The 16,214-nt window shown below is 72.3% G+C and carries 8 protein-coding genes; 4 read left to right on the forward strand and 4 right to left on the reverse strand.

Translation table 11 applies throughout. The features are described 5' to 3' along the window. Nucleotides 1–147 precede the first annotated feature (147 nt). From D7W79_RS24780 to D7W79_RS24795, 4 genes are all read right to left on the reverse strand, one after another. On the reverse strand, nt 148–1,458 hold the full coding sequence (locus D7W79_RS24780) for an adenylosuccinate synthase (RefSeq protein ID WP_120527868.1): 1,311 nt from the start codon (nt 1,456–1,458) through the stop codon (nt 148–150). 12 nt (nt 1,459–1,470) lie between these two features. Then, nucleotides 1,471–5,139 carry a UvrD-helicase domain-containing protein gene (locus tag D7W79_RS24785; RefSeq protein ID WP_120527869.1) on the reverse strand — a complete coding sequence of 1,223 codons (3,669 nt, stop codon included), beginning with the start codon at nt 5,137–5,139 and terminating at the stop codon, nt 1,471–1,473. Further along, nucleotides 5,136–8,381: a PD-(D/E)XK nuclease family protein gene (locus D7W79_RS24790; protein WP_120527870.1), complete on the reverse strand. Its 3,246-nt coding sequence runs from the start codon at nt 8,379–8,381 to the stop codon at nt 5,136–5,138. Before D7W79_RS24790 ends, D7W79_RS24785 begins: the two co-directional genes overlap by 4 nt. A gap of 308 nt (nt 8,382–8,689) precedes the next feature. Next, nucleotides 8,690–9,604: an alpha/beta fold hydrolase gene (locus D7W79_RS24795; RefSeq protein ID WP_158617038.1), complete on the reverse strand. Its 915-nt coding sequence runs from the start codon at nt 9,602–9,604 to the stop codon at nt 8,690–8,692. A 240-nt stretch (nt 9,605–9,844) separates the two neighbouring features. On the opposite strand from D7W79_RS24795, the gene D7W79_RS24800 reads away from it, so the two are divergent. The 4 genes from D7W79_RS24800 (at nt 9,845) to D7W79_RS24815 (ending at nt 16,193) form a co-directional block, all read left to right on the forward strand. Next, the gene (locus tag D7W79_RS24800) at nt 9,845–10,753 is read left to right on the forward strand and encodes a LysR family transcriptional regulator (RefSeq protein ID WP_158617039.1); all 909 of its coding nucleotides are present in this window, start codon (nt 9,845–9,847) and stop codon (nt 10,751–10,753) included. Between the two features lie 57 nt (nt 10,754–10,810). After that, complete coding sequence (locus D7W79_RS24805; protein WP_120527875.1) at nt 10,811–11,707, forward strand: phosphatase PAP2 family protein; 897 nt, start codon at nt 10,811–10,813, stop codon at nt 11,705–11,707. A gap of 161 nt (nt 11,708–11,868) precedes the next feature. Continuing rightward, entirely contained in the window at nt 11,869–15,357 is a 3,489-nt protein-coding gene (locus D7W79_RS24810; RefSeq protein WP_120527872.1) for a response regulator, read from the forward strand. Next, nucleotides 15,354–16,193, forward strand: coding sequence for a CheR family methyltransferase (locus D7W79_RS24815; protein WP_244221945.1), 840 nt, complete (start codon nt 15,354–15,356; stop codon nt 16,191–16,193). Before D7W79_RS24810 ends, D7W79_RS24815 begins: the two co-directional genes overlap by 4 nt. Nucleotides 16,194–16,214: the final 21 nt, after the last annotated feature.

Consider the following 16,214-nt stretch of genomic DNA (forward strand, 5'->3'; position numbering starts at 1 on the left):
CATTCGGGGCCTGGGCCCAGGCCGGCACCGCCATCGTGCCGAGCCACACCACCGCCGAGACCCCGAGCTGGAACCTGCGCGTGCGAACCATGTCCCTCTCCCGTCCTGGCCCCCGGCGGGCCAGGACCACTTCGGCCTGCGTCCTTCCTAGCTGCGGAAGGGGTTCTGCAGGAGCACCGTCTCGCCGCGGTCGGCGCCCACGGAGACGCACACCACGGGCACGCCGCTGACCTCTTCCACGCGGCGCACGTAGCGCTTGGCGGCTTCCGGCAGCTCGTCGAAGGTGCGCACGCCGGCGAGCTTCTCGTCCCAGCCGGGCAGCGACTCGTAGATGGGCTTCACGCGCGCCAGGTCCTCGTAGTCACCGGGCAGCTCCGTCACGCGCTGGCCGTCCAGCTCGTACGCGTTGCAGATGCTGAGCGTCTTGATGCCGCTGAGCACGTCCAGCTTGGTGAGCGCGATGCCCCACAGGCCGTTGACGCGCACCGCGTAGCGCAGCACCACGCCGTCCAGCCAGCCGCAGCGGCGCGGGCGGCCCGTGGTGGCGCCGAACTCGTCGCCCACCTTGCGCAGCCGGTCCCCCAGCTCGTCGCTCAGCTCCGTGGGGAACGGGCCTCCGCCGACGCGCGTGGTGTACGCCTTGCTGATGCCCATCACCTTGTCGATGGCCGTGGGCCCCAGGCCCGAGCCCACCGCGGCATTGCCCGCCACGCAGTTGGAGCTGGTGACGAACGGGTAGGTGCCGTGGTCCACGTCCAGCAGCGTGCCCTGCGCGCCCTCGAAGAGGATGCGGGCGCCGCGGCGGACCTGCTCGGAGAGGAAGAGCGACACGTCGTGCACGTAGGGCTTCAGCCGCTCGCCCAGGGCGGAGAACTCCGCGTGCACCTGCGGCGTCTCCAGCCGCGGCACGTCCACGCCGGCCTGGGCGCAGAGGTCCTTCAGCTCCTCCAGCGCGGCGGGCAGGCGCTCGTCGATGCGGCGGCGCAGGCGCTCCGGGTGGAGCAGGTCGCGCACGCGGATGCCCCGGCGGGCCACCTTGTCCTCGTAGGCCGGGCCGATGCCCCGCCCCGTGGTGCCGATGGCGCTGCCTCCGCGGGCCTTCTCGCGGAAGCTGTCCAGCAGCTTGTGCCACGGGAAGATGACGTGGGCGTTGTCGGAGATGAGCAGCTGCGCATCATCCTTGAGGAAGCCGCGCGGCTTGAGCGCGTCGATCTCCCCGACGAGGACGGCGGGATCCACCACCACCCCGTTGCCAATGACACACGTCTTGCCCGGGTGAAGGATGCCCGAGGGGATCAGGTGCAGGACGGTCTTCTGCCCCCCGACCACCAGCGTGTGGCCCGCGTTGTTGCCGCCCTGGAAACGGACGACCACCTGGGCGTGCTCGGTGAGAAGGTCGACGACCTTGCCCTTCCCCTCATCTCCCCACTGCGCTCCGATGACGACGACGTTCGGCATGGTGCCCGCCGCTTAGCACGCGGGAGGGGCCGGGTGACAGTGTTCCGCGAAGCCGCAGTGAAGGGCCTGGCAGGCTGCCTTGTCCCACCCCGGCCATGCCCCGGTGGATTCCGCCTGGGCCAGCGCCCGGACGCCCTCGGCCAGACGCCGCACCGCCCCGGCGTCGGCGGATCCGGCCGGGAGGAATTCCGGTTCCGGGGACGCTTCCCCCAGGAAGGCCACGCCCACCCGCACCGGCACCCCGTCACGCACCATCCGGGCCGCCGCCAGGCTCAGGGCCGTCAGCTCATGGACACACGCGGCCGGGCCCAGGGGGTGGCGAGCGCCCGGGCGCAGGAGCACCGCCACGGCCTCGCCGTCCGGCGACTCCCAGAGCAGGTCCACCGCCCCTTCCACGCGGGCGCCGTCGTCCAGGTCCAGCACGAAGTCCAGGCCCCGGTGGATGGAGGACGCGGGCGCCGCGGCGAGCTGGCGCGCGAAGGTCGTGCCCAGGAAGCGTTCCACGGTGGACAGCACGCCGCCCAATTCGTCCTCCTCCGGATCCCGGCCCGCGGTCCGCAGCAGGCTCTCCAGGTGCGCGCGCCGCTCGGAGGCTTCCGCGTCCGTCCCCGCGAGCGACAGGTCCACCTCACGCAGCAGCCGCGTGACGAGCTGATCCGGACGCTCCACGGGCAGCCAGCCGTCGGGCTCGACGAAGAGGGGCGCGGCGCGTGCCGGGGCCTCCCAGGGTTCGGATCCGACGGCGAGCCCCAGCCGGTGGAGGTGGTGGTAGCGGCGCGGGCACGTGAGGAAGTCCTGGACCGCGCGCGCGGTGGCGACCGCCGGGGCGTCGGTGAACAGCGCGGCACCGGCGCGGAGCGCCTCGTCGGACATGCGCTCCAGCGCGGACTCGATGCGGATCCGCGCCTGTTCGAGCTGCTCCTCCGTGGGCGGCTCCGGATCCGCGGGCGGCGGCAGCTGCTCCACGTCCACGTCGATGGCGAGCGCCCGCAGGTCCGGATCCGCGTCCAGCCGGCGGTCCACGCGGTGCCACCACGTATCGGTGCCCGCGCGCTTCTCCTCGCCGCCCGACAGCACGAGCAGGTCCTTGGCGCGCGTGAGGGCCACGTAGAGCAGGCGCAGGTATTCGGCGTCCTCGCGGGCCTTCAGCTCGGCGCGCACGGCCTCGAAGCGCTCGGAGGTGAAGGTGTCCAGCGAGTCCGGCATCCAGGGCTTCAGGGCCAGGCCGAAGGAGCGCTCGAAGTACGCCCGGGCGGTGGTGGTGCGCCTGCGGCCGCCCATGCCGGGCACCACGACCACGGGCCACTCCAGGCCCTTGGCGCGGTGGATGGTGAGCAGTTGCACGGCGCGTGGGTCCCCTTCGTCCAGGAGGTCCGCCTGCGCCTCGTTGGGGTCGGAGTCCGCCAGCTGGCGCAGCTCGCGCGCGAAGGCCACGCAGCCTCCCGTGCCGCGCTCGTCCCTCCGGGCGGCCAGCGAGAGGAGCTTCTCCACGTTGGCGCTCGCCTGCTCCGCGTAGGGTGAGCCCGCCAGCGCTTCGCGGTACCCCGTCGCCTCCAGCGCGGCCTGCAGCAGGGCATGCACGCCCAGCCGGTCGCGCTCCCGCCGCAGCACGGGGATGAGCTCCAGGAAGCGCGCGAGCCGCGACTGCTCCCGCGCGGACATGGCGGCGCGGACCTCCGGATCCACCAGCCGGGGCGAACCGAGCGACAGCGGCAGGTCCCCCGCGAGCCGGAACAGCGACGCGTCCGACAGGCCCACCAGCGGCGAGCGGAGCACCGCGGCGAACGCCAGCGCGTCGTCCGCGTCCGCGAGCAGCGCCAGCAACGAGGCCAGGTCGCGCACCTCCTGGGCCCCGTAGAAGCCCCGGCCGCGCAGCACCCGGTGCGGCACACCGTGGCGGATCAGCGCCTGCCGGTACTCCTCCAGGTGCGTGAAGGTCCTGAAGAGCATGGCCACGTCGCCGCCGCGCGCGGGACGCAGGCCCTTCTTGTCCTCCGCCATCACCGTCGCGGGAGCGCCCGGCGCGAGCATCACCCGCAGCCTGCGGGCCACCGCGTCCGCTTCGTACTCGCGCAGCTCCGGAGCCGTGTCGGCCTCCGGCAACGTGAGCCGCTCCACCACGGGCCCTTCGGCCAGGTCCGGACGCGTGGGGGACAGGTCGTCCGTCTCGGGTTCGTAGACGACCTCGAAGGGACGGGGCGTCGCCTCCTTCGCCACGAGCAGCCCGGCGAACGCGCGGTTGAAGAAGGACAGGACGCCCGGCAGCGAGCGGTAGTTGTTCTGGAGGAAGCCGCGCATGCCGCCTTCGGCTTCGATCTTGTCCGCCAGGACCTTGAACACGGACACGTCCGCGCCACGGAACTCGTAGATGGACTGCTTGCGGTCACCCACCGCGCACAGGAACGCGGGCTCCAGGGGCAGCGCGGCCACGAGGTCCGCGTCCGGCGTCAGTTCGCGCGGGCCGCCTTCGCGCTTCTCCGACAGCAGCAGCACCAATTCCAGCTGGAGCCGGTTGGTGTCCTGGAACTCGTCCACCAGCAGGGCGCCCAGCCGCTCCTGCACCTGCTGCCGGAACTCCGGATGGTCGCGCAAGAGGTCGCGCGCCTTCACCAGCAGCGAGGTGAAGTCGAACACGTTGCGCCGGATCAGCTCCGCGTCGTGCCGGGCCTCCACCTGGCCCAGGAGGTCGCGGAAGGTCTCCTCGAAGGGCGCCGTGCGCCACGCGGCGTAGGCATCCTCCAGCCGCCGCACGGAGCCGTCGCTCTTGCCCTTCACCTTCCAGAGCAGCTCCTTGAGGCACGCGCCCGCGCCCTTGCGCAGGTTGACCAGGTTGCGAGGCTCCGACAGCAGCACGTTGCGCAGCGTCGGGAAGTGGCCCGGCTGCATGAACGTGTCCGGCGTCATCCCCTTCAGCGGGGGCTCGCACGCGTTCAGGAGGGTGCTCCACTCGCCCTTGGTGTCCTGGGCGCGGGCCTCCATGCACAGGCGGCGGCAGTCCTCGATGAGTCCTTCGAGCTGCGCCTTGTCCGCCACGCCATCGCCCACGCGCGCCGTGGCGGCCTTGAGGCCCTCCTCGCGCATCTTGCCGTAGACGTCCATCAGCGCGGCCACGAGGCCGTCGGAGAACCCGGAGCCGGAGAAGCCCAGCTCCGCGCACAGCTCGCGCACGCGCGCGTCGCCGCCCTCCAGCGCGTCCAGCACCACACGTTCGGTGACGTCCTCCAGCAGGCCGGCGGCCTCCAGCTCGTCCAGCACCTCGAAGGCGGGATCGATGCCCACCGCGGGCGGGGCCCGGCGCAGGAGCTGACCGCAGAGCGAGTGGAACGTACCCACCGTCGCGGCGCCCAGGTCCTCGCGCACCTTGCGCCAGGCGTCCTGCGTGGGGAACGGGCGCTCCAGCCTCGCGAGCGACGCGCGCAGGTCCTTCTCCGCGTCGAGCGGGACGTCCCCCTGGGCCAGCGCGTCCAGGCGCTCGCGGACGCGCTTGCGCATTTCGGCGGCGGCCTTGTCCGTGAACGTGAGCATGCACAGGCGGGAGGGACGCAGCGGCTCCGCCTGCCGCGCTCCCGCGAACAGGTGCAGCGTCATCGTCACCAGGCTGTACGTCTTGCCCGCGCCGGCACCCGCCATCAGGGCCAGGTTCTTCTCCAGCGCGAGCATGTGGGGCGCGGTGTCGCTCATCCGCTCCCCTCGTCCGAGATGCGGCGTTCGGTGATGCGGCACACCGCGCGGTAGCCGCACTTGCCGCAGTCGTTGGGCCGCGCCGGGAAGTCACCCTTGCGCAGCCTGCGCACCAGGTCCTCCACCGCGTTGGGCAGGTTGAGCCCGGCGGCCTCCGCCACGCGCTGGCGCACCTCCGGGTCCGTGGACAGCAGGTCCTCCAGCTCCGCGGGCGGCAGCACGGAGGACAGGTGAATGGCGTCGCCCGTGCGCAGCGAGAACCACGCCGCGTTCTTCGCGCCCACGTGGCCGGCGACGCGCGCGGCGTAGAGGTACAGCGGGAGCTGGAAGTCGGAGCGCAGCAGGTTCTCCTTCAGCGTGCGCTTGTCCAGGCGGCCCGTCTTGTAGTCGATGACGCCCACTTCCGTGCCGGCCGTGTCCAGCCGGTCGATCTGCCCCTCGAAGACGATGGCGTCATCCGCCACCATCAGCTTCACGTCGGCCCAGCGCTTGTCCTCCGCGGCCGGGCCGAAGCGCAGCTCGAAGCCCTCGGGCACCAGCGGGTCGAAGGGCAGGCCCCGCCGCTGATCCGTGAGGATGCGCCGGACCATCGCGTGGGCCTTCTCGCCCGCGAGCTTCCACAGCTCGTGGTGGCCCACGTGGTTGAGCTCCGCGAAGTGCCGGCTGGCCTTCTTGACCGCCTTCTCCAGCACGTCGTTGGGGATGTCCTCCGGCGCCTGGCCCAGGAGCTTCTTCTCCTTGAGCGACTGAAAGACCTCCTCCATCACGCGGTGCCAGAAGGTGCCGCGGCCCCGGGCGTCGAACTCCTCGCTGGCCACCACGGGCTCGGCCACCTTCAGGCCGTACGCGATGAAGCCCTGGAAGCCGCAGTTGCCGAACTTCGACAGGGCGCTCGCGGACAGCGGGCGCTCCAGGCCGAAGTGGAACGTCTCGCGCAGCTTCTGCTCCAGCTGGGGCCCCTGCACGCCGCCGGTGAACTCGCCGGGCAGCTCGTCCTCGCGGCCGAAGAAGCGCAGGCGCGCGGCCTCCATGTGGGCCAGCTCGCGCGCGGTGCGGAACCAGTCGTCCGTGCCGAAGCGGTCCTTGAGCAGCTGTCCCGCGGGGTCGGGCTCCGTGACGCGCAGGGTGGGGAACGACAGGCCCGCCAGGGCCTCCAGCGCCACGGTGCGCCGCAGCTCCGACGGCGTGAGCACCTCGTCCAGCGGCAGCACGGGGGGCAGCGTGCGCGTGGCCCACTTGTGGCCGGTGAGCCTGCGCACCTCCTCCAGGAACGCGGACGGCACCTGCTCCTGTCCGCCCGCGGCCTTCACCGCGAACGACAGGCTCAACGTGCCCTCCGCCGCCGCGAGCGCGCTGGCGAAGAGCAGCCGGTCCTCCGTGAGGCGCCAGGGCGCGCGGTCGTCGAACTCGCCGCCGGTGAGGCGGAAGACGTCGCGGGTCAGGTGCTGGTTGAGCGCCACGCGCTCCGCATCCCCCAAGAGGGGCGACGGCGGATCGCGCCCGGGGAGCCGGCCTTCCGTGAGCCCGGCGACGAAGAGGTGGCGGAAGGTGCGGCCCGGCACGTCGGCCAGGTCCAGCACCTCCACCGCGCCCGTGGAGGGTCCTCGCGCGGGCAGGTGCACGTCGCGCAGCGCGTCCGCGAGCCACCGGCCCAGCACGCGCCGGGTGATGCGGGGACCTCCGCCCACGGCCCGCAGCGAACGCAGCAGCGCTTCCATCCGCTGGCGGAAGGCCGCGAGCGCCGCGTCGTCCCGGGCCCTCGCGTCCTCGATGCGCGCGCCCAGTGCGCCGGCCTCTTTCGTTTCCATGGGCCCCGCGGAGTCGAGCAGGCCCAGCCGCTCCACCACCTTCCACCACGCGGCGACCGACTCCGCGGCCGGGGCCTCCTGGGGGATGTGGCGGCATTCGTCGATGAGCCGCATCACGCGGTCGCGCAGCGCGCGCACGGCCATCACCTTGACCGCGTCCTCCTTGCGCTTGCCCCCCTGCGCCGCCATCCGGCGCGCGAGCCCGTCCAGGCGCACGTCGTAGGCGCCCTTCCCTCGCGTCGCGCCCAGGCGGTCGTCCCGCGCGGCGGCGAGCGCGAAGAGGGTCGCGGGCGCATCCGGGCCTCCGCGCGACAGCGACGGCACGTAGCGGCTGGAGACGAGCTCCGCCACGCGCTCCGCCGGGAAGCCGTCCTCCGTCAGCACCGGCAGCTCCAGCGCCAACCGCACGGGCCCCGCCAGCGCGAGCGGCTCACCCCAGGGCAGGCGCACCGGCACGCCCAGGTCCCCCAGCGCCTCCGCGAGCCAGCCCGCCTCCGGGCCCAGGTCGCGGTACGCGATGGCGATGTCGCCCGGCGCGCTGCCCGCGTCGATGAGCCGCCGCACGTCGCGGGCCGCCACGCGGGCCTCCTCGCGCGCGGACGTCGCGTTCCACACGGCCAGCCCGTCCACCGCGCCCTTGAGCACGTCGCGCGCGGCGCGGGGCGAGAACAGGTGCCGGCCCAGGTCCGTGAAGGGGCGGCCCTCGAAGGTGACATCCGCCTTGAAGAGGTCGACGTGGGGCATCGTCTCGCCCCGGTTCTCGAACGCGCGGAACAGCGCCGCGAGCGCCGCGTCCGCCACCGGCGAGCCACCCACCGGCGTCTCCACGCGCAGCGACACGCGGCGCGCCTCGCACGCCGCGGCCAGGCCCATCAGCAGCTCCAGCTTCGACGGGCGCACGTCGTAGACACCGTGGAGCACCAGCCCTGTCACGCCGTCCCAGCCCGTGGGCCACGCACCCCGGTCCAGCGCCTCGCGCGCTCCGCGGAGCACGTCCTCGCGGTCCGCGAGCCCCAGCTCCGCCAGACGCTGTTCGTACAGGTGATAGAGCCGGGCGAGGACGCGCGCGCGGGTGCGGCGCTCTGGCGGCAGCACCTCCGCGGCGTCCTGGAGCTCGCGCGGGGAGAGCCGCCCGGCCTTCAGGTCCAGCAGCACGTCCGCAGCGGCGCGGGCGAAGGCGGGCTCGCGCACGTAGTCGCCGAACGGCGTGTCGCCCAGCGTACCGCCCAGGCCTGACACCACGGCCCGGGCCGTCATCGCGGGACAGGGCCGCCGGTTGAGCTCGCGCGCCCCGCCCAGCGCGTGGACGAAGTCGTCCCACGTGAGCAGGTGGGTCCCCACGGCGATGCCCCGCGCACGCCGCTCCGCCCGCAGGGCAGCCTGGCGGCGCGCGGCATCGGGGAAGACGTGGAGTGTGCGGCCAGGGCGGGACATGCGGGGCGAGGACTCTAGAACGGCCAGGGGCGCCGTTTTCATGCTCCTTTCGAGGCATTCCCACACCCTGGCCCGTTGTCCGCCCGCCTGCTGTCCTCGAAACCCGGGAAGTCCGAGGACACGGGCCTTCCGCCCGACCTGGGACAGCACCGTTCAGCCCGGAGGCGCCCAGGCCAGGAGCGGACTCCGCGGGGACTCCCGCCGGCGGCGCACCGCACGAACCTGTCCGACTGTCGGACAGGTTGGGCCCATGTCGGCAGGGAGGTGGTGCACCGCAGGGACATCCGGGTCAGGGCAATGCCCGTCTTTCAGCGCTCGGTGAGGAAGGCCTCCACCTCGCGGGCAAGCAGCTCAGGGGCGGTGACGTGGGCCACGTGCCCCTGACCCGGCAGTACGCGCAGGGACGCGTGCGGGAGCGCCTTCGCCAGGGCTTGAGCGGGTTCCGCGAGGAGCACGTGGGGACTCTGGTCGCCCAGGAGCACCAGGGTCGCGGTGTCCATGGCGCGGAAGCGCTCCACCCCCAGTGGGAGGTCCGCGACCGCGCTGATTTCGCGCAGGAAGGTCTCCATCATGCCGAGCTGCTTCGCCCACTGAGGCGTCTGGCGGAAGGCTTCAAGCTGCTCCGGCTTGAGCATCCGGAAGATGTGGTGCTGCGCGGCCACGAGCGCCGCGTCCGGTCCCTCGCGCTTCCAGGTCGTCCGGACGAGGTCCACGGCTTCGGGCGCGATGCGCTGGGAGATGGGGAACGGGGGCTCATAAAGCACCAGCCGCGCCGGAGGTCGCCGTGTCGCCGCCTCCAGCGCGAGGATGCCGCCCAGCGAGTGGCCGAACAGCGAGGCACCGGGCCCGGCCTCCCGCATCAGCGCGAGCACGTCCTCCACCTCACGCTCCAGCGCATACGCCATCCCGTCCGCGCTGGAGCCACGTCCACGCCGCTCCAGCACGAAGTTCGTGAAGTGCGGAGACAGCCGAGACGCGACGTCCCGCCAGTCGTCCCAGGTACTCAGCGTGCCGTAGACCCAGACGAGCGCGGGTCCCCGTCCCTGTCGGAAGTAGGACAGCGAGGTGCCATCCGCGGAGATGAACCGGTGCTGGGTGAAGGCCGAGGGGACCTGCTTGTTCGCTTCCTCCGAAGCCGCGCGCGAACCCGTGGCCGACGGTGTCGTGCAGCCCGCGAGCATCAGCGCGGCGCCCGCGGTCAGCACACCGCGACGAGAAACCACGGACGGTCTTCCCGTATCTCCGGCGGGTCGGAGGCTGTCGGAAGGTTCGGGCACCCGCGGGGATGCCTCCCGGGCAATCCATCCAGGACCGACGGATGCGTGTGTCTTCCAGGGCGTGGACATGGCGTGTGTTTCCTTTCGCCGCCATTCATGCGGTGGAAAAGGCGTGCGCGAAATGACGATGCCTGCCATTTCACCCGGGACACCGGTGTCCTGAATCACGAAGCCCTGGAGGAACGCATGGAGAGCCTGTCCGCCATCGGCGTCTTCGCCCGCGTCGCGGAGACCGGCAGCTTCGCCTCCGCGGCACGCGCGCTGGGCATCACCCCTTCCGCCGCGAGCAAGAGCGTGGCCCGCCTGGAGGACCGTCTGGGCACCCGCCTCTTCCAGCGCACCACGCGGCGGATGCACCTCACCGAACAGGGCGCCCGCTTCCACGAGCGCTGCGTGCGCGCCCTCACGGAGCTGCGCGATGCGGAGTCAGAACTCGCCCATGCCGTGCGCACGCCTCGCGGCCGCGTGCGCGTCTCCGTCCCGGAGATGCTCGCCCTGCGGCTCATCATCCCCAACCTCCAGCGCTTCCGCCGCGAGTACCCGCACCTGGAGCTGGACCTGGACGTCAACGACCACCTGGCCGACATCGTCGGGGACGGACTGGACGCGGCGGTGCGCTGCGGAGAGCTGACCGACTCGCGCCTCATGCGCCGCCGCCTGGGCCCCAAGCGCTTCATCCTCTGCGCCTCCCCCGCCTACCTCCAGGCGCATGGCACGCCGCGCTCGCTGGACGCGCTCCAGGAGCACGACTGCATCCGCTACCGCTTCGTGTCCACCGGCCGCGTGGAGTCCTGGGCGCTGCGTCAGCCCGCGGGCGCCCCCGCGCCTCGCATCCCGGAGACCTTCGTCTTCAACAACAGCGAAGCCGTCACCCACGCGGCCCGGGCGGGCTTCGGCATCGCGCAGTTCGTGGAGCTGATGATCCGCCCGGAGCTGGAGGCCGGCACGCTGCGCCCCTTCCTGCGCGAACACTCCCTGGAGCGCGGCGCGCTGTGGCTGGTGTGGCCCCAGACCCGGCGCACCCCGCCCAAGGTGAAGGCCCTGGGCGACTTCCTGGCGCGGCTCGTCGAGGAGGACGAGGCCGGGGCGCGCTGACCCCACTCCGGCCGGATTGCCGCGAGGGGGCGGAGCGCCCTTATGCTCCACGGTCCCATGCTTGCCTCCTACCGGACCTTCCTCACCTTCTGCCTGCTCGTGCTGGCGCCGCTGTCACCCGCCGCCGCGCAGGACACCTCCGATGCACCGCGCGCGCTGCGCTTCAACTGGACCCGCGACGGCATCATCACCGGTACCGCTGGCGTGCTGTGGATCTCCAGCGAGTCGGTCTTCAAGGACGACCTGGCCCCGGCGCAGTGCCGCTGGTGCGACCGCGCTCCGGACGGCACGGACCGGCTCAACCGCCTGGACCGCTGGGGCCGCGGCATCGCCGGCGACACGGAGGCGTCCCGCAAGCGCGCGGACACCTGGAGCAACGTCCTCGGGTTCGCGGGCCTGCCGCTGGCCCTGCTGGGCACCCAGTACGCCGTGGGCCACAGCAGCGGCGCCTCCCGTGAGTACTTCGCCCAGGACGCCACCATCATGGTCCAGAGCGCCGTCCTCGCCTCCGTCGCCAACCAGGCGGTGAAGTTCGCCGTGGGCCGCGAGCGCCCCTTCGTCCACGTCCTCCCGGATGAGGCCAAGGGCCTCACCGCGCACCCCACCGACAACAACCTGTCCTTCTACAGCGGCCACACCAACCTGGCCTTCTCCCTGGTCGTGTCCGCCGGCACCGTTGCCTCCATGCGCGGCTACAAGCACCAGGGGCTCATCTGGGGCGTGGGCCTGCCGCTGGCCGCGTCGGTGGGCCTGCTGCGCATGGGCGCGGACAAGCACTACCTCACCGACGTGCTCACCGGCGCCGTGATGGGCACCGCGTTCGGCCTCGCCGTGCCCCTGCTCCTGCATGGCCGCGAGGAGGACGACGTTCCGTCGACCCACACGCGGGCGTCCTCGGTGTCGCTCAACCCGATGGTCGGAAGCCAGATGGTGGGCCTGTCGGGCGCCTTCTAGGCACGCCCGCTTCCACCCGCGCACCAGCCGACACTTCGGCCGTCACGGCTCCTGGACGCACACGCGCGCCATGGTACGCGATCCGTCCACCTTCGTCGGACGGGTCCCTCCGTGCGCTCCATCCTGACTGCCCTTCCCCCGCGCGCCCCGGGGCGGTGCCCATGAGCCCGCCCCGATTGAAGGACGCCCCGCGCGTCGAACGCTTCGGGCCGGCGCTGCCGCCTTCCACGTTCACGGGCTTCGCCGTGGCGGCGCTGGCCGTGCTCGCCATCGCGCTCCTCTCCTACCGCACGCTCCAGACGCGCGCGTCCACGGGGGAGCTGGTGACGCACACCTTCACGGTCATGGCGAAGCTGGAGGAGCTGCGGTCCACCGTGAAGGACGCGGAGACGGGCCAGCGCGGCTTCCTGCTGACGGGTGGGGAGAGCTACCTGAGCCCCTACACCCTCGCGAAGAAGACGCTGCCCACGCAGCTCGCGGAGCTTCGCGCGCTCGTCGCCGACAGCGCGGGGCAGCAGCAGCGGGTGGACCGGCTGGAGGCCGCCATCACGGAGAAGCTGGCGGAGCTGCAGGAGACCGTGGACCTGCGGCTGCGGGGTGAGGGCCGGCAGGCCATCGCCAGGGTGAATGACGACCGGGGCCTCGACGCCATGCGCGCCATCCGCGACACCCTGGACGAGATGGAGCTGGAGGAGCGCACGCTGCTCACGCGGCGCTACGCGGAGTTCCAGGCGTCCGCCAACCTGTCCCTCGCCGTCACGCTGAGCGGCTCCGCGGTGCTGTTCGCGCTGCTCGGCATCGCGGCGTACACCACCGCGCGCGACTTCCGCGCCCGCGCCATCGAGTCCTGGCTCCAGGCCGGACAGGCCGCGCTCGGCACGCGCATGCAGGGCGACCAGCGGCTGGACCGGCTGGGCGAGAACATCCTGCGCGGGCTCGCGGACACGCTGGATGCCCAGGTGGGGGCGCTCTACCTCGTGGACGCGACGAACCGCTTCCGCCGCGTCGCGGGCCACGCGCTGCCCCCGGACCTGGAAGCGAGGAACGAGCACCTGGCTCCCGGGGAAGGCCTCGCCGGACAGGCCCTCAAGGACGGCCGCGCCGTCCACCTGCGCGACGTGCCCGAAGGCTACCTGCCCATCGCATCCGGCCTGGCCCGGGGCCGCCCACGCCACGTGCTCATCGCGCCCGCCCAGGTGGACGGACAGGTCAACGCGGTGGTGGAGCTGGGCTTCCTGCACCCGGTGCACCCGTCGGACCTGGAGCTGCTCCAGCGGGTGTCGGACGCCATTGGCGTCGCGGTGCGCGCCTCGCATGACCGCACCCGCCTGGAAGAGCTCCTGGAAGAGACGCAGCGCCAGGCCGAGGAGCTCCAGGTCCAGCAGGAGGAGCTGCGCGTCTCCAACGAGGAGATTGAAGAGCAGAGCCGCGTCCTCAAGGAGTCCCAGTCGCGGCTGATGACCCAGCAGGCGGAGCTGGAGCAGACCAACGCGCAACTGGAGGAGCAGGCGCGCCTGCTGGAGACCCAGCGCGACAGCCTGGTCCTGACACAGGCCACCCTCACGGAGAAGGCCACGGAGCTGGAGCGCACCAGCCGCTACAAGAGCGAGTTCCTGGCCAACATGAGCCACGAGCTGCGCACGCCGCTCAACAGCTCGCTCATCCTCGCGAAGCTGCTGGCGGACAACAAGGAGGGCAACCTCACCGCCGAACAGGTGAAGTTCGCGCAGACCATCGGCGCCGCGGGCAACGACCTGCTGGCCCTCATCAACGACATCCTGGACCTGTCGCGCATCGAGGCGGGCAAGGTGGAGGTGCAGTGGGAGTCCGTGGGCCTCCAGGGCTTCGTGGAGAGCCTGGGCCGCACCTTCCAGCCCGTGGCCGGGCAGAAGGGCCTGCGCTTCACCACCACCGTCGCGCCGGACGTGCCCGCGACGCTGGAGACGGATCCGCAGCGGCTGGGCCAGGTGCTCAAGAACCTGCTCGCCAACGCCTTCAAGTTCACGGAGTCCGGCGAGGTGGCCCTCACCATCGCCACCGCGGACCCGGCGCGTGTGACCTTCAGCGTGCGCGACTCCGGCATCGGCATCCCGCGCGAACTCCACGGCCTCATCTTCGAGGCCTTCCGGCAGGCCGACGGCAGCACCCACCGCAAGTACGGCGGCACCGGCCTGGGCCTGTCCATCTCCCGCGACCTGGCGCGGCTCATGGGCGGCGACGTCACCGTGAAGAGCGCGCCGGGCGAGGGCAGCACCTTCACCGTCACCCTCCCCCTGCGCCCTGGCACGCCGGTGCCGAGGGTCCGCGAGGCGCCCGCCGCCCCTGTCACCGTCCAGCCCGTGGCCACGCGCGCCGAGCCGTCGTCCGAGCCAATGGCCGAGCCGTCGTCCGAGCCAATGGCCGAGCCACCGGCCCCACCGCCCGGCCTGGAGGACGACCGCGAGCGGCTCACGTCCGGCTCCCGCGTGCTGCTGGTGGTGGAGGACGACGCCCGGTTCGCGCTCGTCCTGCGCGACCAGGCCCGCGAGCTGGGCTTCCAGTGCGTCCTGGCCTCCACCGCCACGGACGGCCTGGCGGCCGCGCTCCGCTACACGCCCCACGCCATCATCCTGGACATGAGCCTGCCGGACCACTCCGGCTTCACCGTGCTGGATCAGCTCAAGCGCAACCCGCGCACGCGCCACATCCCGGTGCACGTGATGTCCGCGGCGGACCGGACGCGCGAGGCGCTGGAGCTGGGCGCGGTGGGCTTCGCGCTCAAGCCCGTGCCGCGCGAGCAACTGCTGGACGTCTTCCGCACGCTGGAGACGAAGGCCGCGCCGGGCCCGCGCCGGGTGCTGGTGGTGGAGGACGACGCCCGCCAGCGCGAGAGCCTCCAGAAGCTGCTGGAGACGGAGGGAGTGCAGGTGGAGGGAATCGCCACCGCGCATGCCGCGCTCCAGCGGCTGCGCGAGCACACCTTCGACTGCATCGTGATGGACCTGCACCTGCCGGACCTGAGCGGCCATGACTTCCTGGAGCGCATGGCCGCGGAGGAAGGCGTCTCCTTCCCGCCCGTCATTGTCTACACCGGCCACACGCTCAGCCGCGACGAGGAGCAGCGCCTGCGCCGCTTCTCGCGCTCCATCATCATCAAGGGCGTGCGCTCCCCGGAGCGGCTGCTGGATGAAGTGACGCTGTTCCTGCACCAGGTGGAGTCGCGCCTGCCGCCGGAGCACCAGCGCATGCTCCAGGCCGCGCGCGACCGCGAGTCCACGCTGGAGGGCCGCCGCATCCTGGTGGTGGAGGACGACGTGCGGAACATCTTCGCCCTCTCCAGCGTGCTGGAGCCCCGGGGCGCGAAGGTGGAGATCGCCCGCAACGGCAAGGAGGCCCTGGCGGTGCTCACCCGGAGCCTGGCCCAGCCCCAGCTCGCGGTGGACCTGGTGCTCATGGACGTCATGATGCCGGAGATGGACGGCATCACCGCCACGCGAGAGATCCGCAAGCAGGACGCGTGGCGCAAGCTGCCCATCATCGCGCTCACCGCGAAGGCCATGCGCGACGACCAGGAGAAGTGCCTCCAGGCGGGCGCCAACGACTACATCGCCAAGCCGCTCGACGTGGAGAAGCTGCTGTCGCTCCTGCGCGTGTGGATGCCCAAGGCATGAGGCCGCGCATGCTCGACGTGGCGTCGAAGGACTTCGACATCGAGCTGCGACTGCTGCTCGAGGCGCTGTACCTGAAATACCACTACGACTTCCGAGGCTATGCGGCGGCGTCGCTCAAGCGGCGGATGGCCCAGGCCGCGGACCACTTCGACTGCGCCACCCTGTCCCAGCTCCAGGACCGGGTGCTGCATGAGCCCGCGCTGTTCCCCGCGCTGCTGGACTACCTCACCGTGCAGGTGAGCGAGCTGTTCCGCGACCCGTCCTACTACCGCGCGCTGCGGGAGCACGTGGTGCCGGTGCTGCGCACCTATCCGTCGCTCAAGGTATGGGTCGCCGGGTGCAGCACGGGCGAGGAGGCATGGTCGTTGGCCATCCTGCTGCGCGAGGAGGGGCTCCTGGAGCGCACGCTCATCTACGCCACGGACATCAACCCCACCGCGCTCCAGCGCGCGGAGGCCGGCGTGTACGCGGTGGACCGCATCGCGGCCTTCACCCAGAACCACCGGCAGTCCGGCGCGCGCACGTCGCTGTCGGACTACTACACGGCCGCGTACGGCGGCGCGGTGTTCGACCGCTCACTCAAGGGGCACATCGTCTTCTCGGACCACAGCCTGGCCACCGACAGCGTCTTCGCGGAGGTGCAGCTCCTGTCGTGCCGCAATGTGCTCATCTACTTCAACCGCGAGCTGCAGGAGCGCGCGCTGGGATTGTTCGCGGAGTCGCTCTGTCACAAGGGGTTCCTGGGCCTGGGGGCGCGCGAGTCGCTGCGCTTCTCCTCGCACGAGGCCGCGTTCACCCCCGTCGTCCCCGAGGACCGGCTCTACCAGAAGCGCTAGAGGACCCCACCGCCCATGCCC

The sequence above is a fragment of the Corallococcus exercitus genome (assembly GCF_003611585.1).
Classification (GTDB): Bacteria; Myxococcota; Myxococcia; order Myxococcales; family Myxococcaceae; genus Corallococcus; species Corallococcus exercitus.

Excerpts from the sequence above, each read along its gene's own strand:
- D7W79_RS24790 (WP_120527870.1), bottom strand. The coding sequence starts at position 8,381 with ATGTCCCGCCCTGGCCGCACACTCCACGTCTTCCCCGATGCCGCGCGC.
- D7W79_RS24780 (WP_120527868.1), bottom strand. The coding sequence starts at position 1,458 with ATGCCGAACGTCGTCGTCATCGGAGCGCAGTGGGGAGATGAGGGGAAG.
- D7W79_RS24785 (WP_120527869.1), bottom strand. The coding sequence starts at position 5,139 with ATGAGCGACACCGCGCCCCACATGCTCGCGCTGGAGAAGAACCTGGCC.
- D7W79_RS24815 (WP_244221945.1), top strand. The coding sequence starts at position 15,354 with ATGAGGCCGCGCATGCTCGACGTGGCGTCGAAGGACTTCGACATCGAG.
- D7W79_RS24800 (WP_158617039.1), top strand. The coding sequence starts at position 9,845 with ATGGAGAGCCTGTCCGCCATCGGCGTCTTCGCCCGCGTCGCGGAGACC.
- D7W79_RS24810 (WP_120527872.1), top strand. The coding sequence starts at position 11,869 with ATGAGCCCGCCCCGATTGAAGGACGCCCCGCGCGTCGAACGCTTCGGG.
- D7W79_RS24805 (WP_120527875.1), top strand. The coding sequence starts at position 10,811 with ATGCTTGCCTCCTACCGGACCTTCCTCACCTTCTGCCTGCTCGTGCTG.